The sequence below is a fragment of the Bradyrhizobium sp. USDA3010 genome (genome assembly GCF_056429065.1).
Genome location: NZ_JBWJZD010000022.1, coordinates 43002 through 65105 on the forward strand (window position 1 = coordinate 43002; position 22104 = coordinate 65105).

Genomic DNA, 22104 nt, shown 5'->3' on the forward strand with positions numbered 1-22104 from the left:
TCTTTCAACACGTCGTCCCGGCGAAAGCCGGGACCCATAACCACCGATCATCATTGTTGAACAGTGTTGTGGCCATAGCCGTGCCAAATCTTGCACGGCTGTGGTTATGGATCCCGGGTCGCGCTTCGCTTGCCCGGGACGACGGGGAGTGTGTAGCCGCGCTAAACCGCCAGGACCTTGTCGTCGATCTCGGCGATGGTATTGACGCCGCACAGCCCCATCGTGGTGGTGAGCTCCTTGCCGAGGATGTCGAGCGCCTTGGCGACGCCCTCCTGGCCGCCGGCACCGAGGCCGTAGGCATAGGCGCGGCCGATCATGCAGGACTTCGCGCCGAGTGCGAGCGCGCGCATGATGTCCATGCCGGTGCGGATGCCGCCGTCGAACATGATCTCGAGCTTCGAGCCGACCTCGTCGACGATCTCCGGCAGCACCTCGATCGAGGACGGCGCGCCGTCGAGCTGGCGGCCGCCATGGTTGGACACCACGATCGCCTGCGCGCCGGTCTTGGCGGCGAGCTCGGCGTCCTCGACATCGAGAATCCCTTTAAGGATCAGCTTGCCCGGCCAGATGCTGCGGATCCAGTCGATGTCCTTCCAATTCAGCGTGGTATCGAACTGCGAGGCGGTCCATTCCGACAGCTTGGTCAGATCCTCGGTGCCTTTGACGTGACCGACGATGTTGCCGAAGCTGCGGCGCTTGCCGCGCAGCACGCCGGCGACCCATGACGGCTTGCTCGCGAAATCCAAGAGCTTCGACAGCGACCACTCCGGCGGCACCGTCATGCCGTTCTTGATGTCCTGGTGGCGCTGGCCGATCACCTGCAGGTCGACGGTCAACACCAGCGCCGAGCATTTCGCCGCGATCGCACGCTCGATCAGCGACTTGATGAAGCCGCGGTCCTTCATGACGTAGAGCTGGAACCAGAACGGCTTGTCGACGGCGGCCGCGATGTCCTCGATCGAGCAGATCGACATCGTGCTCTGGGTGAACGGGATGCCGGCCGCTTGCGCCGCGCGGCAGGCATAGATCTCGCCGTCGCCATGCTGCATGCCGAGCAGGCCGACCGGCGCCAGGATCAGCGGCATCGCCGAGGGCTCGCCGAGGATCGTGGTCGCCAGGCTGCGCTTGGACACATCGACCAGGATGCGCTGGCGGAACTTGATCTGCTGCAGGTCCTCGGTGTTGGCGCGCAGTGTGTCCTCGGTGTAGGAGCCGCGGTCCGCATAATCGAAAAACGCCTTCGGCACCCTGCGCTTGTGCAGCTGACGCAGGTCTTCGATGCAGGTAATGTGCTTCATGGACGTTCCCGGCCCTTCTTCTTGGTCGCAAGTTCGATGCAGACGTCTTGCGGGTGTTCGGTCTTGCCGTCATCTAGCATGGTTGGATGGCCCGCCAAATCTGAAGACGGATGGGAGAGCACGATGACGCAATCAGGCTCCAAGCCGAAGCCAGACGACAGTGCCGAAAAGCGCCGGCTCGACGAGGCCCTGGAAGAGGGCCTGGAGGAGACGTTTCCCGGTTCCGACCCCGTCAATGTCACCCAGCCGGCCCCCAGCAAGGGCGACCAGCACGTCAAGCGAGTCGGCAAGAGGTAGGGGACAGCAGTCGTTCCCGGGGATTGCCTGAAGGGCCATAATGTTATATTTTTCAGCGCCTTAATGCCGAAAAACGCGGTTCAGCCGCGGTAATGATTCATCATATTTTTTGAAGTCATTTTAGCGCTTGGCAGTCTATAAGGCCGATGCACGCTACACTGGTAGGCGTTCAGGACTCTCTCGCCGGGTGGTTCGAGAGGTCCGTGTTGGGGGTATCATGAGCCGCAAATATTTCGGGACCGATGGAATTCGGGGCCGCGCCAACGGGCTGATCACGCCGGAGCTCGCGCTCAAGGTGGGGCAGGCCGCAGGGTTGGTGTTTCAGCGTGGCGACCATCGCCATCGCGTCGTGATCGGCAAGGACACGCGGCTGTCCGGCTACATGATCGAATACGCCATGGTCGCAGGCTTCACCTCGGTCGGGATGGACGTGCTGCTGGTCGGCCCGATGCCGACGCCGGCGATCGCGATGCTGACCAAGTCGATGCGCGCCGATCTCGGCGTCATGATCTCGGCGTCGCACAATCTTTTCGAGGACAACGGCATCAAGCTGTTCGGCCCGCAGGGCTTCAAGCTCTCCGACGATGTCGAGAAGCAGATCGAGCAGCTGCTCGACGAATCGCTCGACCGCCGCCTGGCGCAGAGCGCGAGCCTTGGCCGGGCCCGCCGCATCGACGGCGTCCACGACCGCTACATCGAATTCGCCAAGCGCACCCTGCCGCGCGACCTCTCGCTCGACGGCCTGCGCGTCGTGGTCGATTGCGCCAACGGCGCCGCCTACAAGGTGGTGCCGGAAGCGCTGTGGGAGCTCGGCGCCGATGTGGTGCCGATCGGGGTCGAACCCGACGGCTTCAACATTAACAAGGAATGCGGCTCGACCTCGCCGGAAGCGCTGTCGCGGAAGGTGCGCGAGATGCGCGCCGACATCGGTATCGCGCTCGATGGCGATGCCGATCGCGTCATCCTGGTCGACGAGCGCGGCCACATCGTCGACGGCGACCAGCTGCTCGCCGTGATCGCGCAGAGCTGGAAGGAAGAGGGGCGCCTCGCCAAACCCGGCATCGTCACGACCGTGATGTCCAATCTCGGACTGGAGCGCTTCCTGCAGGGCCACGGAATTTCGATGGTCCGCACCCCGGTCGGCGACCGCTACGTGCTCGAGCAGATGCTGAGCGGCGGCTACAATCTCGGCGGCGAGCCGTCCGGCCACATCATCATGTCGGACTATTCGACCACCGGCGACGGCTTCGTCGCTGCGTTGCAGGTACTGGCCGTGGTGCAGAAGCTGCGCCGCCCGGTGTCGGAGATCTGCCGGCGCTTTGATCCGTTGCCGCAAATACTGAAGAACGTGCGCTATCGCAGCGGCAAGCCGCTCGACGACGCCGAGGTCAAGTCCGCGATCACCGACGGCGAGAAGCGCCTCAACGGCCATGGCCGCCTGCTGATCCGCCCCTCCGGCACCGAGCCGGTGATCCGCGTCATGGGCGAGGGTGACGATCGCATCCTGGTGGAAGAGGTCGTCGACAACATCGTCAGCGCTCTCGGCCACGCCGCCGCGGCGTAAGGCTGCTGTTTTCAATCTCCGATCTGCCGGTCCCGTCATCCCCGCGCAAAGGCTTCGCCTTTGTCGCTGGAGGAGCGCGCCCTTGCGCGCGTCTCGAAGGATGCACGGCCCGGCGGTGGCCGATTCATCCTTCGAGACGCGGCCAACCGGCCGTTCCTCAGGATGACGGGTCGTCGATGAGAACTCCACAGCGCATCGCTGCCATTAGCTAGTACTGGTTTGCCCTACCGCCGCGTCGTACGGCACGGGGCATTTTTCGCTTCGGCATGATCTCCGGTGTGTTCTTCGGCGTCGCCTTCGGCATCGGCGTCTCGGCGCCAGCGGTGCTGGGCCACACCTCGATCGCCTTCGTCTATCAGCTGTGCGCATTCCTGCCGGCGATCGGCCTGCTCGCGGTGTTCCTGCCGAAGATGCCGAAGGCCGTTCGCTGAACGTCCGCGGCGAGGGCGCCGCCCTGCATTAAGCATTCGCTAACACCCAGCGCTTGCGTGCGCGGCAAACCGCGCGCGTGCGTCAACGCTTCATTAGCACCTGTGGCGAGATCGCCATTATTCACCGCCGCACGCGCGCTTTTATGGACCCGTAAGCAACAGCCGCAGCAAAAGGTGAGAGAAAATCAACCTTAAAAATTAGGGTTAAGTGCCGCTTAAACATTTGCTGCCATCGTCCGCCCGTGAGTTTCAGACGTGGGGCCTTTCGTGTCGCCTCACTTGGGCCAAAAGGACGAAGCCAATGCGTAGCGTAAAGACCCTGATCGCCGCCGGAGCGGCATCCCTGCTGTCCTCGGCGGCGTTCGCTGCCGACATGCCGATCATGCCGCCGCCCCCGATGGCGTATGCTCCTCCGCCGGTCCAGGATTTCGGCGGCTGGTATCTGCGCGGCGACATCGGCATGACCAACACCCGGGCCAAGCTGCACGCCAATGCCTACGACACGCTGCCGGCCGGCACCACGTTCAACCAGTTCGGCACCGGCTTCGACAGCGGCATGCTGTTCGGCGTCGGCGTCGGCTATCAGTTCAACAGCTGGTTCCGTGCCGACATCACCGGTGAGTATCGCTCGAAGGTGAGCTTCAACGGCACCGACTTCTTCACGTTCCCCGGGCCGAGCTCGCTGGGCGACACCTATCATGGCGGCGTCCAGAGCTGGGTCGGCCTCGCGAACATCTACGCCGATCTCGGCACCTGGGGTTGCCTGACCCCGTTCATCGGTGCCGGTGTCGGTGCCGCGGTGATCAAGACCTCGGCCTTCTCCGACGTCGCCACGTTCCCGAGCGGGTCCGGCCTGACCAGCTCCTTCATCGCCGACGGTGCGACCAAGACCAACTTCGCCTGGGCGCTGCATGCCGGTGTCGCCTACAAGGTCACCAACAACTTCACGGTTGAACTGGCCTATCGCTACCTCGACATGGGCACCGCCGCCCACGGCCAGGGTCACTTCTTCGACGGCACGCCGGCCGGTCCCTCGAGCTTCCAGTTCCGCGACATGACCTCGCAGGACGTGAAGCTCGGCGTGCGCTTCGCCTTGCCCTGCTGCGACGTGCTGCCCCCGCCGCCGCCGCCCCCGCTGATCCGCAAGGGCTAATTTGAGGGTTAATTTCGGGCCTTCACGGTTAACGATTGAAACGGCGCGGGATCATCCCGCGCCGTTTTTCTTTGCCGTGCCATGTCGCGACCTTCTGCAACTTGAGTGGTCGAAAGCTCGCGGCGACAACGATTGGTTAAGGTTAACAGGCGATGATCAACGCGCATTCGGTGAGTGGGATGGAGCGTTGCAATGCGTAGGTTCTTGCTGGCGGCGATGATGTTCGGGGCGGTGACCGGCGCACAGGCGGCCGACATGCCTGATTTCCTTCGCGGCAGTCTTCCCGCTTCCAGCGCGCCGACCAGAAACTGGGACGGCTGGTATGCCGGCGGTCAGGTCGGCCAGACATGGATCAACACCGACTTCGGGGGCAGCGTTGCTTCCCTGACCAATTCCATCTTCCGCAACACCACGCTGCAGGGGCCGACGTCCCAATTCAATCTGCTGGGCCGGGTCAATGCGCAAAGCTCGGGCTTCGGAGCATTCGTCGGACGCAACTATCAGTTTGACGACGTCGTGGTGGGTGTCGAAGCAAACTATACCTATTGGTCCGACCTTACGACAACGACCTCCGGAAGTCTTGGTCCGATTCAAGTCGCTCAGCCAAACTTGGTCCTGCCGGCCGGTGCGTCTGCCGCCGACGGCGTGACGTTGAATGGAAGCGCTGCGCTGAAGCTCAAGGACGAGATGACATTCCGCGGCCGCGCAGGTTGGGCAACCGGTGACTTTCTGCCTTACGTCTTCGGCGGCCTTGCAGTCGGCCGAATGGATGTTTCGCGTACGGTCACAAGCTCCGTGAACCGAACGATCAACTTTGCTGACGGAAGTTCGACCACCTTTGCACTCCCGCAGTTTTCCCAAACCGCGACGGATGCGAAAACAGACGCCTACGTTGCCGGCTGGACCGCCGGTCTCGGCCTGGAATACATGCTGTGGAACTGTGTTTTCGTGCGCGGCGAGTGGGAATACGTGAAGTTCAGCCCGGTCAAGAACACATCGGTCACGCAGAACAGCGTACGCGCCGCCATCGGCTACAAGTTCTAACGAGCGCCACGTCGCTTGACACTGCAATGTGCGGCTGATCGGATGTTGCTCCGCAAGCGGAGCGATCTCAGATGAAAATCTTCGGCGACGCCAATTCAGGCAATTGCCTGAAGGTGAAATGGGTGTGCGAGAAGTTGGCGCTGCCATACACATGGGTCGAGATCGACACCATGAAGGGCGGCAGCCGGACGGCGGAATTCCTCAGGTTGAACGGTTGGGGCCAGGTGCCGACGGTCGAGCTGGGTGACGGCCGCACGCTCGCGCAATCCAACGCCATCATCCGTTACCTCGCGCGCGGCAGCGATCTGATCCCCGGCGATCCCTATCGCGCGGCGCAGATGGATGCCTGGATGTTCTGGGAGCAGAACAGCCATGAGCCCTATGTTGCCGTCTGCCGCTTTCAGGCCGTGTATCTCGGCAAGGCCGTGTCGGAGATCGATCCGAACCTCATCAAGCGCGGCTATGTGGCGCTTGATCATTTGGAGCGGCATCTTGCCGGCGCGCAATTCCTGGTCGGCGATGCGTTCTCGCTCGCCGACGTCTCGCTGCTTGCCTATACGCGCGTTGCGGAGGATGGCGGCCTTGCGCTCGAACGCTATCCCATGATCCGCCGCTGGATCGCCGACGCGGAGCATGTGCTCGCTCTGCCGCCGGTCCGCTGACCTCAGGTGAACGCCGCCATGCGTGAAGCTTCATCGATCACGATCCGCCGCGCTCGCCGTGAGGATGTCGCCGCCATCGTCGGCATGCTGGCGGACGATCCGCTCGGCAGTGCGCGCGAGCGGATCGAGGATCCGCTTCCGCAAAGCTATTACGACGCCTTCGCGCGGGTCGAGCGTGATCCGAACCTGCAGCTTGTCGTCGCCGTCGACGGGGAGGGCGCCGTCGTCGGCTGCCTGCAGCTTGCGGTGCTGCCGGGTATCAGCTCGCAGGGCTCTTCGCGCGGCCTGCTCGAGGACGTCCGCGTCGCATCACACTGCCGCAGCCGCGGCATCGGCGAGCGGCTCGTGCAGTGGGCGGTCGCGGAGGCGCGCGCGCAAGGCTGCATGCTGGTCGAGTTGCTGACGCATCACACGCGCGTCGATGCGCAGCGCTTCTATGAGCGGCTCGGATTCGCGCGCAGCCATGTCGGCATGACGCTCCGATTCTGACCTGCGCGAGTTGTGCCGCGCACACGGCAATGCCTGCGGTAGCCGCTGCTGCGCGATCCGGTTAACAGCGAATAAACTAAGCCGGTCTCGGTGAATTTACGGGTCGGAACGAGTCCGGTATGTCGGGCGTCACCCACGGGGCGGCGGGCAACCGGGGATTTGGATGTCGGATTATTCGATCGTGCGGGTCGGCAACGAGTACGTCGTGCAGGCCGGCGACAAGAGCATTTTGAAAATATCGAGCCGGCGCAGGGCAGTTAAGATCATGACTCTCGCGGCGGATTTGCTCGATCAGGAGACGATGCAGCAGGTCGAGGACGCTCCATCAATCAGCCGTGATCTTCCGACCGTCCCGGAAAAGTCGGAACTTCCTTGACGTTTTGGTGCCCTTCCACTATTGCCGACGGCGGGAAACCTCTCCCCACCGAGAGGCAGCTATCTGGAAGGGTAGATGATGACTGCAGCGAAGCCCGCTTCGCGGCCCAATGTGCCGCATTTCTCCTCCGGCCCCTGCGCCAAGCGCCCCGGCTGGAACCCCAACAATCTCAAGGACGCCGCCCTCGGCCGCTCGCATCGTGCGAAGGTCGGCAAGGCCAAGCTCAAGCTCGCGATCGAACTGACGCGCGAAGTGCTCGAGGTGCCTGCGGACTACAAGATCGGCATCGTGCCGGCGTCGGACACCGGCGCGGTCGAGATGGCGCTGTGGTCGCTGCTCGGCGCGCGGCCCGTCACCACGCTCGCCTGGGAATCCTTCGGCGAGGGCTGGGTCAGCGACATCGTCAAGGAATTGAAGCTGAAGGACGTCACCAAGCTGAACGCGGCTTACGGTGAAATCCCCGATCTCGCCAAGGTCGATCCCGCGTCCGACGTCGTCTTCACCTGGAACGGCACCACCTCCGGCGTGCGCGTGCCGAACGCCGACTGGATCAGCGCAACCCGTGAAGGCCTCACGATTTGCGACGCGACCTCGGCCGCCTTCGCGCAGCCGCTCGATTTCGCCAAGCTCGACGTCGTTACCTTCTCCTGGCAGAAGGCGCTCGGCGGCGAGGCGGCACACGGCATGCTGATCCTGTCGCCGCGTGCGGTGGAACGGCTCGAGACCTACAAGCCGGCCTGGCCGCTGCCGAAGATCTTCCGCCTCACCAAGGGCGGCAAGCTCAACCAGGGCATCTTCGAAGGCGAGACCATCAACACGCCGTCGATGCTCTGCGTCGAGGATTATCTCGACGCGCTGAACTGGGCGAAGTCGATCGGCGGCCTGAAGGCGCTGATCGCGCGCGCCGATGCCAACACCAAGGCGCTCGCCGACTGGAAGGCGCGGACGCCCTGGATCGACTTCCTGGCCAGGGATCCCGCGATCCGCTCCAACACCTCGGTGTGCCTGAAGTTCACCGATCCCGCGATCACCTCGCTTCCATCAGACGCCCAGGCCGACTTCTGCAAGAAGCTGGTCGCGCTGGTGGAGAAGGAGAACGCCGGCTTCGACTTCGCGTATTACCGCGATGCGCCGGCGGGCCTGCGGATCTGGTGCGGCGCCACCGTCGAGGCAAGGGACGTCGAACTGCTGACGCAGTGGATCGACTGGGCCTTCGCCGAAACCAAGGCAGCGCTGCCCAAGGCGGCCTAAGCTTTCTCTTGTCACCTCTCTCCGTTCTTACGGGGAGAGGTCGGATTGCGCAGCGATCCGGGCGAGGGGCCTTTTCGGCTTGTTCCGCGCCCGTGGCTGCCCTCACCCCAACCCTCTCCCCGCAAGAACGGGGAGAGGGAGAAGTGATCAGAGACTTCACCACATTGGTCCAAGAGACCCGCCCGCTGCAGGGCAGAGGAACAGTCACATGACAAAACCCAGGGTTCTGATTTCCGACGCGCTGTCTCCCGCCGCCGTGCAGATCTTCAAGGATCGCGGCATCGAGGTCGACTTCCAGCCCAACCTCGGCAAGGACAAGGACAAGCTCGCCGAGATCATCGGCAACTATGATGGCCTTGCGATTCGCTCGGCCACCAAGGCGACCGCCAAGATCATCGAGAAGGCGACCAAGCTGAAGGTGATCGGCCGCGCCGGCATCGGCGTCGACAATGTCGAGATTCCGGCCGCGACCGCCAAGGGCATCATCGTGATGAACACGCCGTTCGGCAATTCGATCACGACCGCCGAGCACGCCATCACCTTGATGCTGGCGCTGGCGCGCGAGATCCCGCAGGCAGACGCCTCGACCCAAGCCGGCAAGTGGGAGAAGAACCGCTTCATGGGCGTCGAGATCACCGCCAAGACGCTCGGGGTGATCGGCTGCGGCAATATCGGCTCGATCGTCGCCGACCGCGCGCTCGGCCTGCGCATGAAGGTGATCGCGTTCGATCCGTTCCTGTCGCCGGAGCGCGCCAAGGACATCGGCGTCGAGAAGGTCGAGCTCGACGATCTCTTGAAGCGCGCCGATTTCATCACGCTGCACACGCCGCTGACCGAGAAGACCCGCAACGTCATCGACGCGGCCGCGATCGCCAAGATGAAGAAGGGCGTCCGCATCATCAACTGCGCCCGCGGCGGCCTGGTCGACGAGCAGGCGCTGGTCGATGCGCTGAATTCCAAGCATGTCGCGGGCGCCGCCTTCGACGTGTTCGTCGAGGAGCCGGCGACCTCGAACGTGCTGTTCGGCCATCCCAACGTGATCTGCACCCCGCATCTCGGCGCCTCCACCACCGAGGCGCAGGAGAACGTCGCGCTGCAGGTCGCCGAGCAGATGTCGGACTATCTGCTGTCGGGCGCGATCTCCAACGCGGTCAACTTCCCATCGATCACAGCGGAAGAGGCGCCGAGGCTGAAGCCATTCATCGAGCTCGCCGAGAAGCTCGGCTCGTTCGCCGGCCAGCTCACCGAGAGCGGCATCCTCAAGACCACGATCACCTATGAGGGCCACGTCGCCGAGATGAAGATCAAGGCGATCACCTCGGCGGTGCTGTCCGGCCTGCTGCGGCCGATGCTGGGCGAGGTCAACGTGGTTTCGGCGCCTGTCGTCGCCAAGGAGCGCGGCATGGTGGTGGACGAGGTCGTCCGCGCCGCGCAGAGCGATTATGAAAGCCTGATCACGGTCACCGTCACCACCGAGCGCCAGGAGCGTTCGGTGTCCGGCACCGTCTATGCCGACGGCAAGCCGCGCCTCGTCGACATCAAGGGCATCCGCGTCGATGCCGAGTTCGGCAAGTCGATGATCTACGTGACCAACGAGGACAAGCCGGGCTTCATCGGCGCGTTCGCGAGCCTGCTCGGCGATGCCAAGATCAACATCGCGACCTTCCATCTCGGCCGCGTCAAGCAGGGCGGCGACGCCATAGCGCTGGTCGAGGTCGACGGTGCGGTGCCGGCGGACCTGCTCGCCAAGGTGCAGGAGCTGCCGCAGGTGAAGCAGGCCAAGGCGCTGACGTTTTAAACGTTGTTTGAGCGGCTCTCGTCATCGCCCGGGACGGGCCGGCATGACGCGGGAAGATACCGTCCAAGCGCGTCCAAATTCCGATCTGCGGAACATGACGCCGTCTCCGGCCCCGGAGGCGGCGTTTGCCGTTCCGGGGCGTCTGGTATTGCTGTTGCAGCGTCCAAAATATGTGTACGAAGGCGCCAAGACGCGCCACTATCCGGCGATCTCAGAGGGAGAAAACAATGCGTGAAGCCGTAATCGTTTCCTATGCGCGCACCGGCCTGGCGAAGTCCGGCCGTGGCGGATTCAACATCACCCCGCCGATGTCGCTGGCCGGGCACGCCATCAAGCACGCGGTCGAGCGCGCCGGCGTCGACAAGGACTATGTCGAGGATTGCTATCTCGGCAATTGCGCGCATGGCGCGCCGAACATCGGCCGCCAGGCGGCGCTGCTCGCCGGCCTGCCGAAGACGACCGCGGGTGTCTCGGTGAACCGCTTCTGTTCGTCGGGCCTGCAGACCATCGCGATGGCTGCGAACTCGATCCGTTCCGACGGCTCCGATTGCATCGTCGCCGGCGGCGTCGAGAGCATCTCGATTCCCGGCGGCGGCTCGCCAAAGGAATCGATCGATCCGGACCTGCTCAAGACCGCGCCCGACATCTTCATGGCGATGATCGACACCGCCGACATCGTCGCCGAGCGCTACAAGGTCAGCCGTGAATACCAGGACGAGTATTCGCTGGAGTCGCAGCGCCGCATGGCGGCCGCGCAGCAGGCCAACAAGTTCAAGGACGAAATCGTCCCGATGAAGACCAAGATGAAGGTGGTCGACAAGGCGACCAAGGCCGAGTCGATCGTCGACTATGTGGTCGATCGCGACGAGTGCAACCGTCCCGAGACCACGCTGGAAGGCCTTGCCAAGCTCGAGCCGGTCAAGGGCCCCGGCAAGTACGTCACCGCCGGCAATGCCAGCCAGCTGTCCGACGGCGCCGCCGCGGTGGTGCTGATGGAAGCCAAGGATGCCGAGAAGCGCGGCCTCAACCCGATGGGCCGCTTCGTCGCCTGGGCCTCAGCCGGCTGCGAGCCCGACGAGATGGGCATCGGTCCGGTGTTCGCCGTGCCGAAGCTCTTGAAGCGCCACGGTCTGAAGATCGACGACATCGATCTCTGGGAGCTCAACGAGGCCTTCGCCAGCCAGTGCCTCTATTCGCGCGACCAGCTCGGCATCGATCCCGAGAAGTACAACGTCAATGGCGGCTCGATCGCGATCGGCCATCCGTTCGGCATGACCGGTGCCCGGCTTACCGGCCACCTCTTGCAGGAAGGCCGCCGCCGCAAGGCGAAGTGGGGCGTCGTGACCATGTGCATCGGCGGTGGTCAGGGCGGCGCCGGCCTGTTCGAGATTTACAGCTAAGCGCGATCGATCCTGATCGTGTCAGAACGAGTGGCCCGGCGGCAACGCCGGGCCACTTCCGTTTGAAGCCGGTCATGTTGCCGGCAAATCCGCCGCGCGTTCGCCGAACTCGAACGTGGAAATCAGTTCGAGCGTCTGCCTCAGATCGGCCGCCTGTTTCGTGCCAAAGGCGGTCTCGAAGCGCTCCTGCGCCTCACGCCAAGCGGCCTGCGACTCGTCAAGCCGGGCTTCGCCGCGTTTGGTCAGCCGAACCACGCGGCTGCGCCGGTCATTCTTGTCGACGGTGATGGTCAAAAGGCCGTCGCGCTCCAGCGGCTTGAGGTTGTGGTTCAGCGCGGTGCGGTCGAGCACCAGCGCAGCGGCCAGCTCGCCAATCGTCGGCGCGCCCGAACGTCTGATGTGGACCAGAATGGCGCGTTGCGTGCCGCGCAGGCCGGATGTCGCCAGGACCTGATCGTACAGCTGCGACACGCGCCGCGTCGCCTTGCGCAACGCCGTGAGATTGCACCGGCTGGGTTCCGTTTTCACCATCGCTGCCTCCAAACTAGGCTTGACAGATATATGCATATGCACCTAATGGCAATAGATGCATATGCATATATTTGGAGGGTGTGATGTCGGAGATCGAAGCGGAGACGATCGGGCTGGCTATCGGAACTGACGCGCGGCCGCGGTCCCGCGTAGCAACGCCGCGCCAGGTGCTCGCGATCGTATCGGTGGGGATCTGCCTCGCAAACCTCGACCTGTTCATCGTCAATGTCGGGTTGCCGAACATCGCGCAGGAATTCCGCGGCGCCTCGCTCGAGGATTTGTCCTGGATCCTCAATGGCTACGCGATCGTCTATGCGGCGCTGCTGGTGTTTTTCGGCCGGCTCGCCGAACGCCACAGCCGCAATCTGAGCTTCCTGCTCGGCGTTGCGCTGTTCACGGCCGCGTCGGCGGCCTGTGCGCTCGCGCCCAACGTCGAATTGCTGGTCGTCGCCCGCATCGCGCAGGCCGCCGGTGCGGCATTGATGACCCCGACCTCGATCGGCCTGCTGCTGGCGTCGTTCCCGCCCGAGCAGCGTCCCGGCGCGGTGCGGACCTGGACGGCGATCGGCGGCCTTGCCGCCGCGCTCGGGCCATTGGCGGGCGGCGTGCTCGTCACCTTCGACTGGCGCTGGATCTTCATCGTCAATGTCCCGATCGGCATCGTCGCACTGATCATCGGATGGCTGAAACTGCCGGAAGTGCCCGGCCATGACGTGCCGCGTCCGAGTTCATGGGCGGCGCTACTGGTCACCTGCGGCATCGGTGCGCTCACCCTTGCGATCGTGAAGGCCAATGACTGGGGATGGGGGTCGCGCGGCGTCGTGCTTGGCTTTGCCATCGCAGCCATCTCGCTCGCTGCCTTTACGTGGCACTGCCTCAACTCGAAGAATCCCTTCGTCGATCCTACGTTGTTCAAGGTGCGGCCGTTCACCGGGGCGACGTTTGTGATGGCGCCATACTCGGCGGCCTTCGGCGCGATGCTGCTGTCGGTGGCGTTGTGGGAGCAAACGGTGTGGGGCTGGTCGGCGCTGAAGACCGGCCTTGCGATCGCGCCGGGTCCGCTGCTTGTCCCGTTCACCTCGCTGTTGTTTGCCCGCCGCCTGATCGCGCGATTTGGCGCCGCGGCCGTCGTGTCCGCCGGGATCGCATCGTTCGCGGGCGGTCTTGCGATCTGGGCAACGTTGCTTGGGGTTGACCCCGACATGCCTGCCTTTGTGGTCGGAATGATGTTCACTGGCATCGGCGTCGGGCTGACCTTTCCGACCCTGATGGGCGTCGGCGCCGGTTCGCTGCCGCCGTCGTCGTTCGCCACCGGCTCCGGTGTCATCAACATGATCCGGCAGGCCGCGCTTGCGATCGGCGTCGCGATCTTTATCGCGATCCTGGCAACGCCGGCCTCGATGACTGAGCGGATCGCGGCGTTTCAGCGCGGCTGGTGGATCATGATCGCCATCACCATTGCCGGCTTCGTGCCGAATTACCTGTTCATCCGGCGCAGGGCGGACCGCTAGCGGGTCAAAGCCGCCGCCGCGCCATCCGGCAGCCGCGAGCGCGCCATCGTCGTGCCGCACCGAAACCTCAATCGAACCAGTCCTTTCCTCGCTGCGTCTCACCACGAGAAACGGCGCGCTCTGAGCCCAGCGCACCGTTGGTCTCGCGCGATGCGATGTTTCCTGGAGGGATGTGATGCGAAGGATTACGAATTGTCTCGTGACCACCAGCCTGGTGCTGGTGGGTGCGCTGGTTGCCGGGCCGCTCCACGCGGCCAATCTCGATGCCGCGTCGCAGGTCGACGCCGTGACCGTCTATCCCGATGGCGCGAGCGTCACCCGCGTCATCACGCTGGATCTGCCCGCCGGCGACAACACGCTGGTCGCGAAGGATTTCCCGATGGGCCTCGATCCGTCCTCGCTGCGGGTTGAAGGCGAGGCGGGCGGCAGGCTGACGATCGGCGCCATCGACGCGCGGCCGCCGCGCCCGGTGGAGCCGGCGAACCTGCCTGAGATCGACAAGCGGATCGAGGCGCTGCGGGATCAGCGCGAGGATCTGCAAGGGATCATCACCTCGGCCGAGGCGCGGCGCAAATTCGCCGAACACTTCGCCGAGGCCTCGCCGGTCGGGATCGGCGATAAGGGCGAGGCGCGTCCGGTCAGCGAGTGGCGCGCCGCGTTCTCGGCAGTCGGGGACGAAGTCGCAACCGCCGACACCGCGATCCGCGACGCCGCGCGCAAGCAGCGCGACATCGATCGCGAGATCGCGCGCCTTGAAGCCGACCGCGCCGCCAAGCCGCCGAGCAAGCTCGAGGTGCGGATCGAGCTTGCCTCCGCTGCCGCGACCCGCGCGACATTGCGGGTGACCTATGCGGTGCGCAACGCCCGCTGGATGCCGATTTACGACGCCCGTCTCGACACCGGCGCCAAGGATCGCAAGCCGGCGATCGAGCTGGTGCGCCGCGCCGAGATCACCCAGGCGACCGGCGAGGACTGGTCGAACGTGGCGCTCGCCGTCTCCACCGTGCGCGTCGCCCGCGGCGGCAACGCGCCCGATCTGCATTCGCTGATCGTGCAGTATCCGCAGCCGCCGCGGCCGCTTGCGTGGCGAAATAGGGAGGATGGCGTGCAACAGCGCTCGGCCGCGGCGCCCGCTCCGGTCGCCGACGCGCTCAAGGAATTCCACCTTGGTGGGGGGCCGGTCATTGCGGAACAAGAGGCCACAGCTGACGTCGGCGCCTTCCAGGCCACGTTCAAAATTCCCGGCCGCGTCAGCGTCGCCGCCAACGAGGGCGCCAAGAGCCTGCGCATCTCGACGGCGACGATCACCCCCGATCTCGCAATCCGCGCCGTCCCGGTGATCGATCCGACCGCGTTCCTGGAAGCGAGCTTCGTGCAGGCCGACGAGGCGCCGCTGCTGCCGGGGCAGGTCTCGATCTATCGCGACGGCATCTTTGTCGGCCGCAGCCGGATGGCGACGGCCGCCAAGGACGAGACCGTGCGGCTCGGCTTCGGTGCCGACGACAAGGTCAAGATCGAGCGCACGGTGGTGAAGCGCAATGAAGGCTCCGCCGGCCTGATCGTGACGACATCGAAGACTGACGAACGCGCGTTCAAGACCACGGTGCGCAACGGCCACGACTTCCCGATCAAGGTCGCGATCCAGGATCAGCTCCCGGTCAGCGAGAACGACGATATCGTGGTCGAGATGCTGCCGTCGTCGACGCCTGCGACGACAACCAATCTGCGCGACAAGCGCGGCGTGCTGGAATGGGCGTTCGAGGCCAAGCCCGGCGAGGTCCGTGACATCAATTTCGCCTGGCGGATGCGCTGGCCCAAGGACAAGGGCGTCGTGATGGTTCCGGCCGGCTGATCTGCACCGGTAGCCGATGACAACTCTCCCGATCTCGGGCATCACTTTGCCAACGGCAAAAAGCCGAGATCGGGAGGATCCATGAGCTACCAGCACATCATCGTCGATGATCCGCGTCCGCGCGTCCGCCGCATCACGCTGAACCGGCCCGAGAAGCGCAATGCGCTGAACAACCGCCTGCGCGGCGAGATTTTCGAGGTGCTGGAGCAGGCCGATCGCGACCCCGACATTTCGATCTCGATCCTGCGCGGCGCGGGTCCGTGTTTCTCGGCAGGCTATGATCTCTCCGCCGACAACCGCGTCGACCAGCCCTATCATTCGGCGTCCGGCCCCGGCCAGTGGTCGCGCCACGTCGTCGAGGGCTGGTTCTCGATCTGGGATCTTGCCAAGCCGGTGATCGCGCAGGTGCACGGCTATTGCCTCGCCGGCGGCACCGAGCTCGCGACCGCCTGCGACGTGGTCTATGTCGCCGACGATGCCCAGATCGGCTATCCGCCGGTGCGGCTGATGAGCCCGCCCGACATGCAGTATCATCCCTGGCTGGTCGGCATGCGCCGCGCCATGGAATTGATGCTGACCGGCGATGCGATGTCCGGCCGCGAGGCCGCCGAGTGGGGCTATGCGACCCGCTCGTTCCCGCTCGCCGAGCTGGAGGCGAAGACGCTGGATTTCGCCGAGCGCGCGGCGAAGGTGCCGGTCGAGCTGCAGCAGCTCAACAAGCGCAGCGTGCATCGCGCGATGGAGATCATGGGCGCCCGCGCCGCGATGCGCGCCGGCACCGAGATCCAGGCGCTGGCCTTCACCACCGAGGCGAGCAAGGCCTACATGGCCGGCTTCCGCCGCGACGACGGCAGCGTGAAGGCTCAGCTCGACCAGCGCGACACCACGTTCGGGGATTACCGGACCAAGAAGGAGTAACGTTTGATGCGAACGCGGGCTAGAAGCCCGCGTCCTCCTCCAGCCATTGCTGATTGTCCCAGCGCGCGCGGCGGCCGACGACATATTCGCGAACATCGTCCATGAAGCGCACTTTGCTGGCGAGTGCTCCAATGAAAGCCACGATCGCCGCGATCCAGGGCCACAGATGCATCAGCAGCGAGGCGGGTATTTGATTGGCGAATCCCGCCTGCAGCGCGCCCGTGACCAGATAAGCCAACACGCCCCACACAGCGGCCAGGATCGTCGCCACGACTTCATAGCTGTTTTGATGAAACCTCACCAACCGTCGCATCAGGCACAGGTAGGCAAAGTAGACGACCGCGCCGAGAATCAAAGCGACGAGCCCGGGCGGAAACCCCCAGCTCTGGTCCCAGCCCAGATACGCAACGGAGCCCGCGGCGATCAACGCCTCGATGTAGGTCAGGCTGGATTTTTCTCGCATGATTTGCCCCGAAGCGATTCAAGCATCGGCCGAGGCTATCATCATCGAGCGCTTCGGTAGAAGGGCAATTGCAAGACAACCGTTGGCGCCTTGTCCAGCGCGATCCTATGTTCGGGGATTCGGATGAAGAAGGAGCGAGCTAATGCTGAGTGAGGCGCGGCGCTCTATCACCGTCACCCTGAGGAGGCGGCAAAGCGGCCATCTCGAAGGGCGACGGCCCGGCTGCTCCGCGCGGCATCGTCGGGGCCGTGCATCCTACGAGGCTCGCTCCGCTCGCACCTCAGGATGACGGGACTGCTTCCGCATATTCGCTGTCATGCCCCGCCTTGAGCGGGGCATCCAGTACGCCGCGGCCCATCGATTGAACTCAGACGTCTCTGGAATACTGAGTCGCCCGGTCCCGTCTACGCCAAGGCTTCGACGAGGCCATGAGTGCATGGCGCGCCGAAGCTTTAGCGGGGCGGCGAGCCGGGCGACGACCCTGTTGTGGGTGGCGACAGCAATCGCCTCACTTCGCCTTCAGGAAGTCTCCGACTTCGAGCAGCACGAACTCGTCGTCATCGGCCTTGTTCGGGTCGCGGCTCGAGGAGAACGGCAGATTGTTGTCGTTGCCGACGATGATGTGGGTCTCGTCGACCCGGTCGACGTTCTCGATGGTGAAGAACGGGAAGGTGTAGACACCGTCGTTGAGCGGCTTGCGGGCCTTCTTGTTCGGATCGCGGATCTTCATCAGGTCGATATAGGCGATCTTGCGCACCGGCTTGCCGACATTGGCGTCGGACAGCTCGATCTTGTAGACGCGCTTGAACCTGGCGAGGTCAGGGAAGCAGTTCTCGCCGCGCTGGCCTTGCGGGCAGGCCTTGTCGGCGGTGCCCTCGCCATTGTCGCGCTCGATCACGAGGCCCTGAGTCGGATCGATCATGTTGAAGTCGCCGATCGCATTGCCGTTCTGCTCGAACACATATTGCCAATAGCGACCGGTGAACTTCTCCGCCGCGACGTCGAACTCGAGGATGCGCGAGGCTTCCTTGCCGTCGACCTTCTCCCAATCCTTCTTGTCGGCATCCCACAGCGGCCCTTCGAGCAGGCCGTAGAGGAACTTGCCGTCCTTGGAGGAGGCAAAGCCCTCATAGCCCTTGGAGCGGCGCAGGTTGACGTTGGTGTAGGTGGCGCCGGGCGCGCCGGGCGACTGCACGGCCCAGTGATCCGGCGAGCGCACCGGCTTGCCGTCGGCGACCGTCTCGAACACCGCGAGGATCTTGCCGGTCTTGTCGGCCTTGAGGATGTAGGGCCCGAACTCGTCGCCGATCCAGAAGGTGTCGTTGATGATCTGGAAGCCCTCGGTATCGAAGTCGGCACCGGTGAGGTAGCGCTTGGCGGTGTCCTCATGCACGATGCGGAACGGCACCTTCTTGTCGGGATCGTGCAGGAACACGGTCTCCTGACGCTCGATCTTGCCGTTCGCCCAGTCCATCTTGTAGCGGTTCAGGTACAGCATCGAGTCCGCCGAGTTGTAGCGCGCGCCCATGCCGTTGTCGGTGATCACCCAGAACGAGCCGTCGGGCATGGCCTTGATGCCGGAATGGCCTTGCAGCGGCTGGCCCTTGAATGGCAGCGACACGCCGGTCGGCCGCTCGTAGGATTTTCCCATCACGGTGCCGATGGCATCGACGCGCTTGCCGGTGGTGTACTTGCCCGATGTCTTCAAATCGTTCGGGGCATCGGCGGGAGCGTCGATGAAGCTCTCCGCCGGCATCACGGCGTGTCCTGCCAGCGTCGCCGGGAATTCGCCCTCGCTCTGCGCGAACGCCGATGTGGCGAGCAGGATCGAGGCGACGGAACAGAGCAGTGACAAGCGCATGGTTGATCTCCCAAAGGATAAACGATGCGATGTTCTCCGAGCCGCCTGTTACAGCCGGCTGACAGTTTTGTGAACCGCGGATGTTGCGACGGGATAAGCCTTGCGGCGTTACGTCGCCTTGCCCGCCGGCCGCATCGTTTGCGGCAGCAGGAAGGGCACGCCGCTCGCGGTATAGTCGATCGTGGCGTCGACCTCGAAGATCTGCCTCAGCGTGTCGGCCTGCATTGCCGCGGCACGGTCGCCGTCGACGGCAAGCCGCCCGCGATGCAGCAGCAGGATGCGGTCGGCGAACCGCATCGCGAGGTTGAGATCATGCAGGATCGCGATCACGGCGGTGCCGCGCGCGGCGCGCCGCCGGGCGGTCTCGACCAGGTCGATCTGATGCCGCAAATCGAGGCTCGAGGTCGGCTCGTCCAGCAGCAACAGTCCCGGCCCGTGCAGCGCTTCGCCGCAGGCGAGCTGCACCAGCACGCGGGCGAAATGCGCGCGTTGCTGCTCGCCGCCGGACAGCGTCGGCAATTGCCTGAACCGGAAATGCGCCAGCCCAACCTCGTCCAGCGCCGCGGTGACCAGCGCACGCGTCACCGCGCGCGGACTCTCGCCGGCGCCCATGCTGACGATTTCCTCGACCGTGAACGGGAAGCTGACGTTGACGTGCTGCGACAGCATCGCACGGTGCTGCGCCAGCTCGCGTGGACCATAGGCGTTGAGGTCGCGCTGCCTGAGCCGAATCGTTCCGCGCGACGGACGGAGGTCGCCCGACAGCATCCGCAACAAGGTCGATTTGCCGGCGCCGTTGGGACCCACGATCGCGATCATCTCGCCGGCGCCGATCTGCAGCGAGACCGCATCGACCAGCGCGGCGCCGCCGACCGTCATCGATACCGACTGCGCCTCCAGCAGCGCGCTCATAGCGACACCAGGGAGCGCTGGCGCAGCAGCATGGCAAGGAAGAACGGCGCGCCGATCGCCGCGGTCAGGATGCCGATCGGCATTTCAGCGGGGCCCACGATGGTGCGCGCCACCGTGTCGGCGCCGACCAGCAGGATCGCACCGAGCAACGCGGACGCCGGCAGCAGCAGGCGATGCCCGGGTCCGATCACCAGCCGCAGCAGATGCGGCACCACGATGCCGACGAAACCGACCACGCCGCAGACCGAAACCGCGACCCCGGTCATCGCCGACACCAGCACGATCGAAATCCGCTTCAGCCGTTCGACATCGACGCCGCTGTGGAACGCCTCGGCCTCGCCGAGCACCAGCACGTCGAGCCCGCGCGCGATCCAGAGGCAGGCAATCAGGGCCGCGGCCAGCACCGGCGCCAGCGCTGTGAGCTTGGTCCAGGTCGCGCCGCTCAGCGAACCCAGCATCCAGAAGGTGATGTCGCGCAGCTGGCGGTCGTCGGCGACGAATACCAGGAGCCCGATGCCGGCATTGGCGATCGCGGCAATTGCAAGTCCGGCCAGCAGGAAGATCGCAATCGAGGTCCGGCCGCCGCGGCTGGCAATGCCATAAAGCACGATGGTCGTGACCAGCGAACCCGCGAAAGCCGCGATCGGCAGCAGCTGATGCTGCAGGAAGCGCACGCTCTCGCCGAGATGGCTGTCGGTGAACACGATCGCCGCCGCTGCGGCAAACGCGCCGCCGGAGGAGACGCCGACCAGCGCCGGATCGGCGAGGGGGTTGCGGAACAGGCCCTGCATGATGGCGCCGGAGACGGCAAGGAGTCCGCCGACCATCGCAGCCGCCGCGATCCGCGGGATCCGGATCGACCACACCACGAGCTGGTCGCGCGCGAGCAGCGGATTGGCCACGCCGTCGGCCCATAGCCCGAGCGCGGCGGGAAGTCGCGCCAATGGAATGCCGGCGGCCCCGACCGTCAGGGCGACCAGCGCGCTTGCTGCGAGCGCCGCAAGCAGGCAGAGCAAAGTGAGTGTCGCCGCTGGCCGCAGCGACATGCCGGCGCGCCGTCGTTTCGCACGCGCGGGGCGTTCGGCCAGCACGCTCATTGCCGGCAGTTCGCGGTCAGCGCCGCCGGCTTGAAGGTGGCGGCCTCCGGCGCCAGCGCCGGATAGAGCTTGACCGAGAGGTCGCGTGCCGCGGCCGCGGTGCGCGGCCCGAAGCCGAGCAGATAGAGCCCCTCCATCGAGATGAAGGCGTTATTGGCCGCAACCGGCGTCAGTGCGAAAGCTGGATGCGCGAACACGGCATCCGACGTCAGCGAGTCCTTGCCGCGATCGATCGACAGCACGACATCCGGCCACGCCGCCACGATGGCTTCGTCGTTGACCGGCTTGTAGCCGTCGTAACCGTCGACCGCGTTGACGGCGCCGGCAAGCTGGATGATCTCGTCCGCGGCGGTCTTGTGGCCGGCGGCCAACGCCCGGCCGTTCAGGAGCGACATCACGAACATCACGCGCACCGGCTTTGTCACTTTGGCGCGCAGTGCGCGCAGTTGCGCGAGGTCGCTCTCCACCGCCGTGGCCAGGCAGGCGGCGCGCGGATCGGCGCCCATGGCATGGCCCACAAGTTTGATCTTCTCCACCAGCCCGGCCTCCGTGAACGCCTCGGGCACCAGCACCAGCGGCACCTTGGCCGCCTCCAGCACGTCCATGGTCTCCTTCGGCCCGGAGCCCTGCACCGCAAGCACCAGCGACGGATGCAGGCCAAGCACGCCCTCCGGCGACAGCTGGCGCATGTAACCGACGTCGGGCTTCTCACGCAGCGCGGACGGCGGGTAGAGACTGGTGGCATCGACGCCGGCGATGCGGTCCTCGAAACCCAATGCATAGAGGATCTCGGTGATCGCGCCGCCGATCGAGACGATCCGCGTGGGATCATCGATCACGACGTCGCGGTCGCGTGCGTCGTGCACCATGATGCCCTCGGCGATCGCTGCGCCGATCGGCAGCAGACAGGAGAGCGCGAGCAGAGCGAGCGTGCGACAAATTGTCATCGGGGCCGTCACTTGGTCAGGATCAGCTTGTTCTGAGAGGTCAACCGCAAGCGGTAACGCTCTTCGCCATGCACGATGATGATCTCGCGCTCAGCCGAGAACAGGTCGCGGCTGTCGAGGCGATTCCCGCGCATGATGAGCGTTTTGGCCGCGTCAGGCGCTGATACGGCCTGCTTTCCCGCCGCGCCGATGTTGTCTCCGAAAGTTGCCGACATGCTCGTGGTGCTGCGCCTTCGAGATCTTCAAATG

The 22104-nt window shown here is 65.0% G+C and carries 22 protein-coding genes and 1 pseudogene; 15 read left to right on the forward strand and 8 right to left on the reverse strand.

Annotated elements, in window-relative coordinates; all coding sequences use genetic code 11:
• Positions 1–161: 161 nt before the first annotated feature.
• Positions 162–1298: an alpha-hydroxy acid oxidase gene (locus AC066Y_RS28020; RefSeq protein ID WP_478276690.1), complete on the reverse strand. Its 1137-nt coding sequence runs from the start codon at positions 1296–1298 to the stop codon at positions 162–164.
• A 123-nt stretch (positions 1299–1421) separates the two neighbouring features.
• Between AC066Y_RS28020 and AC066Y_RS28025 the strand changes: the two genes are divergently transcribed.
• The 12 genes and pseudogenes from AC066Y_RS28025 (at position 1422) to AC066Y_RS28080 (ending at position 11763) form a co-directional block, all read left to right on the forward strand.
• Entirely contained in the window at positions 1422–1595 is a 174-nt protein-coding gene (locus AC066Y_RS28025; protein ID WP_478276691.1) for a hypothetical protein, read from the forward strand.
• A gap of 217 nt (positions 1596–1812) precedes the next feature.
• The gene (gene glmM / locus AC066Y_RS28030; protein ID WP_092117402.1) at positions 1813–3159 is read left to right on the forward strand and encodes a phosphoglucosamine mutase; all 1347 of its coding nucleotides are present in this window, start codon (positions 1813–1815) and stop codon (positions 3157–3159) included.
• Positions 3160–3416: 257 nt separating this feature from the next.
• Positions 3417–3590 (forward strand): annotated as a pseudogene (locus AC066Y_RS28035) (MFS transporter); the annotation flags it as partial.
• Positions 3591–3891: 301 nt separating this feature from the next.
• Positions 3892–4743 (forward strand): outer membrane protein, encoded by an 852-nt coding sequence (locus tag AC066Y_RS28040; protein ID WP_478276692.1) that lies wholly within the window; start codon positions 3892–3894, stop codon positions 4741–4743.
• A gap of 192 nt (positions 4744–4935) precedes the next feature.
• Positions 4936–5787, forward strand: coding sequence for an outer membrane protein (locus AC066Y_RS28045; protein WP_478276693.1), 852 nt, complete (start codon positions 4936–4938; stop codon positions 5785–5787).
• 71 nt (positions 5788–5858) lie between these two features.
• A complete protein-coding gene (locus tag AC066Y_RS28050) occupies positions 5859–6449 on the forward strand; it encodes a glutathione S-transferase family protein (RefSeq protein WP_478276694.1) in 591 nt (196 codons plus the stop codon).
• Between the two features lie 18 nt (positions 6450–6467).
• Positions 6468–6938, forward strand: a complete 471-nt coding sequence (locus AC066Y_RS28055; RefSeq protein WP_478276695.1) for a GNAT family N-acetyltransferase — start codon at positions 6468–6470, stop codon at positions 6936–6938.
• 163 nt (positions 6939–7101) lie between these two features.
• Positions 7102–7314, forward strand: a complete 213-nt coding sequence (locus tag AC066Y_RS28060; RefSeq protein ID WP_478276696.1) for a hypothetical protein — start codon at positions 7102–7104, stop codon at positions 7312–7314.
• Positions 7315–7392: 78 nt separating this feature from the next.
• Positions 7393–8565: a phosphoserine transaminase gene (locus tag AC066Y_RS28065; protein ID WP_478276769.1), complete on the forward strand. Its 1173-nt coding sequence runs from the start codon at positions 7393–7395 to the stop codon at positions 8563–8565.
• A gap of 208 nt (positions 8566–8773) precedes the next feature.
• Positions 8774–10363, forward strand: a complete 1590-nt coding sequence (serA, locus tag AC066Y_RS28070) for a phosphoglycerate dehydrogenase (protein ID WP_478276697.1) — start codon at positions 8774–8776, stop codon at positions 10361–10363.
• 43 nt (positions 10364–10406) lie between these two features.
• Positions 10407–10598, forward strand: coding sequence for a hypothetical protein (locus tag AC066Y_RS28075; protein WP_478276698.1), 192 nt, complete (start codon positions 10407–10409; stop codon positions 10596–10598).
• Positions 10591–11763 (forward strand): thiolase family protein, encoded by a 1173-nt coding sequence (locus AC066Y_RS28080; protein WP_478276699.1) that lies wholly within the window; start codon positions 10591–10593, stop codon positions 11761–11763. The genes AC066Y_RS28075 and AC066Y_RS28080 overlap by 8 nt, the downstream gene beginning before the upstream one ends.
• Before the next feature lie 72 nt (positions 11764–11835).
• Here the strand turns inward: AC066Y_RS28080 and AC066Y_RS28085 are convergent, their stop codons facing one another.
• Positions 11836–12294, reverse strand: coding sequence for a MarR family winged helix-turn-helix transcriptional regulator (locus tag AC066Y_RS28085; protein ID WP_478276700.1), 459 nt, complete (start codon positions 12292–12294; stop codon positions 11836–11838).
• A gap of 83 nt (positions 12295–12377) precedes the next feature.
• Between AC066Y_RS28085 and AC066Y_RS28090 the strand changes: the two genes are divergently transcribed.
• From AC066Y_RS28090 to AC066Y_RS28100, 3 genes are all read left to right on the forward strand, one after another.
• A complete protein-coding gene (locus AC066Y_RS28090; RefSeq protein WP_478276701.1) occupies positions 12378–13805 on the forward strand; it encodes an MFS transporter in 1428 nt (475 codons plus the stop codon).
• Between the two features lie 175 nt (positions 13806–13980).
• Positions 13981–15657, forward strand: a complete 1677-nt coding sequence (locus AC066Y_RS28095) for a mucoidy inhibitor MuiA family protein (protein WP_478276702.1) — start codon at positions 13981–13983, stop codon at positions 15655–15657.
• A gap of 81 nt (positions 15658–15738) precedes the next feature.
• Positions 15739–16575, forward strand: coding sequence for an enoyl-CoA hydratase-related protein (locus tag AC066Y_RS28100; RefSeq protein ID WP_478276703.1), 837 nt, complete (start codon positions 15739–15741; stop codon positions 16573–16575).
• 19 nt (positions 16576–16594) lie between these two features.
• Here the strand turns inward: AC066Y_RS28100 and AC066Y_RS28105 are convergent, their stop codons facing one another.
• The 6 genes from AC066Y_RS28105 to hemP form a co-directional block, all read right to left on the reverse strand.
• Entirely contained in the window at positions 16595–17038 is a 444-nt protein-coding gene (locus AC066Y_RS28105; RefSeq protein ID WP_478276704.1) for a hypothetical protein, read from the reverse strand.
• A 508-nt stretch (positions 17039–17546) separates the two neighbouring features.
• The gene (locus tag AC066Y_RS28110) at positions 17547–18899 is read right to left on the reverse strand and encodes an esterase-like activity of phytase family protein (protein ID WP_478276705.1); all 1353 of its coding nucleotides are present in this window, start codon (positions 18897–18899) and stop codon (positions 17547–17549) included.
• 108 nt (positions 18900–19007) lie between these two features.
• Complete coding sequence (locus AC066Y_RS28115; RefSeq protein WP_478276706.1) at positions 19008–19811, reverse strand: heme ABC transporter ATP-binding protein; 804 nt, start codon at positions 19809–19811, stop codon at positions 19008–19010.
• Positions 19808–20908, reverse strand: a complete 1101-nt coding sequence (locus tag AC066Y_RS28120; RefSeq protein WP_478276707.1) for a FecCD family ABC transporter permease — start codon at positions 20906–20908, stop codon at positions 19808–19810. Before AC066Y_RS28120 ends, AC066Y_RS28115 begins: the two co-directional genes overlap by 4 nt.
• Entirely contained in the window at positions 20905–21855 is a 951-nt protein-coding gene (locus AC066Y_RS28125; RefSeq protein ID WP_478276708.1) for a heme/hemin ABC transporter substrate-binding protein, read from the reverse strand. The genes AC066Y_RS28120 and AC066Y_RS28125 overlap by 4 nt, the downstream gene beginning before the upstream one ends.
• Positions 21856–21863: 8 nt before the next feature.
• Positions 21864–22070: a hemin uptake protein HemP gene (gene hemP, locus AC066Y_RS28130; protein ID WP_478276709.1), complete on the reverse strand. Its 207-nt coding sequence runs from the start codon at positions 22068–22070 to the stop codon at positions 21864–21866.
• Positions 22071–22104 lie beyond the last annotated feature (34 nt).

Excerpts from the sequence above, each read along its gene's own strand:
- AC066Y_RS28110 (WP_478276705.1), bottom strand. The coding sequence starts at position 18,899 with ATGCGCTTGTCACTGCTCTGTTCCGTCGCCTCGATCCTGCTCGCCACA.
- hemP (WP_478276709.1), bottom strand. The coding sequence starts at position 22,070 with ATGTCGGCAACTTTCGGAGACAACATCGGCGCGGCGGGAAAGCAGGCC.
- AC066Y_RS28090 (WP_478276701.1), top strand. The coding sequence starts at position 12,378 with ATGTCGGAGATCGAAGCGGAGACGATCGGGCTGGCTATCGGAACTGAC.
- AC066Y_RS28115 (WP_478276706.1), bottom strand. The coding sequence starts at position 19,811 with ATGAGCGCGCTGCTGGAGGCGCAGTCGGTATCGATGACGGTCGGCGGC.
- AC066Y_RS28020 (WP_478276690.1), bottom strand. The coding sequence starts at position 1,298 with ATGAAGCACATTACCTGCATCGAAGACCTGCGTCAGCTGCACAAGCGC.
- serA (WP_478276697.1), top strand. The coding sequence starts at position 8,774 with ATGACAAAACCCAGGGTTCTGATTTCCGACGCGCTGTCTCCCGCCGCC.
- AC066Y_RS28025 (WP_478276691.1), top strand. The coding sequence starts at position 1,422 with ATGACGCAATCAGGCTCCAAGCCGAAGCCAGACGACAGTGCCGAAAAG.
- AC066Y_RS28105 (WP_478276704.1), bottom strand. The coding sequence starts at position 17,038 with ATGCGAGAAAAATCCAGCCTGACCTACATCGAGGCGTTGATCGCCGCG.
- AC066Y_RS28125 (WP_478276708.1), bottom strand. The coding sequence starts at position 21,855 with ATGACAATTTGTCGCACGCTCGCTCTGCTCGCGCTCTCCTGTCTGCTG.
- AC066Y_RS28060 (WP_478276696.1), top strand. The coding sequence starts at position 7,102 with ATGTCGGATTATTCGATCGTGCGGGTCGGCAACGAGTACGTCGTGCAG.
- AC066Y_RS28095 (WP_478276702.1), top strand. The coding sequence starts at position 13,981 with ATGCGAAGGATTACGAATTGTCTCGTGACCACCAGCCTGGTGCTGGTG.
- AC066Y_RS28065 (WP_478276769.1), top strand. The coding sequence starts at position 7,393 with ATGACTGCAGCGAAGCCCGCTTCGCGGCCCAATGTGCCGCATTTCTCC.
- AC066Y_RS28075 (WP_478276698.1), top strand. The coding sequence starts at position 10,407 with ATGACGCGGGAAGATACCGTCCAAGCGCGTCCAAATTCCGATCTGCGG.
- AC066Y_RS28045 (WP_478276693.1), top strand. The coding sequence starts at position 4,936 with ATGCGTAGGTTCTTGCTGGCGGCGATGATGTTCGGGGCGGTGACCGGC.
- AC066Y_RS28050 (WP_478276694.1), top strand. The coding sequence starts at position 5,859 with ATGAAAATCTTCGGCGACGCCAATTCAGGCAATTGCCTGAAGGTGAAA.
- AC066Y_RS28055 (WP_478276695.1), top strand. The coding sequence starts at position 6,468 with ATGCGTGAAGCTTCATCGATCACGATCCGCCGCGCTCGCCGTGAGGAT.
- glmM (WP_092117402.1), top strand. The coding sequence starts at position 1,813 with ATGAGCCGCAAATATTTCGGGACCGATGGAATTCGGGGCCGCGCCAAC.
- AC066Y_RS28080 (WP_478276699.1), top strand. The coding sequence starts at position 10,591 with ATGCGTGAAGCCGTAATCGTTTCCTATGCGCGCACCGGCCTGGCGAAG.
- AC066Y_RS28120 (WP_478276707.1), bottom strand. The coding sequence starts at position 20,908 with ATGAGCGTGCTGGCCGAACGCCCCGCGCGTGCGAAACGACGGCGCGCC.
- AC066Y_RS28100 (WP_478276703.1), top strand. The coding sequence starts at position 15,739 with ATGAGCTACCAGCACATCATCGTCGATGATCCGCGTCCGCGCGTCCGC.
- AC066Y_RS28085 (WP_478276700.1), bottom strand. The coding sequence starts at position 12,294 with ATGGTGAAAACGGAACCCAGCCGGTGCAATCTCACGGCGTTGCGCAAG.
- AC066Y_RS28040 (WP_478276692.1), top strand. The coding sequence starts at position 3,892 with ATGCGTAGCGTAAAGACCCTGATCGCCGCCGGAGCGGCATCCCTGCTG.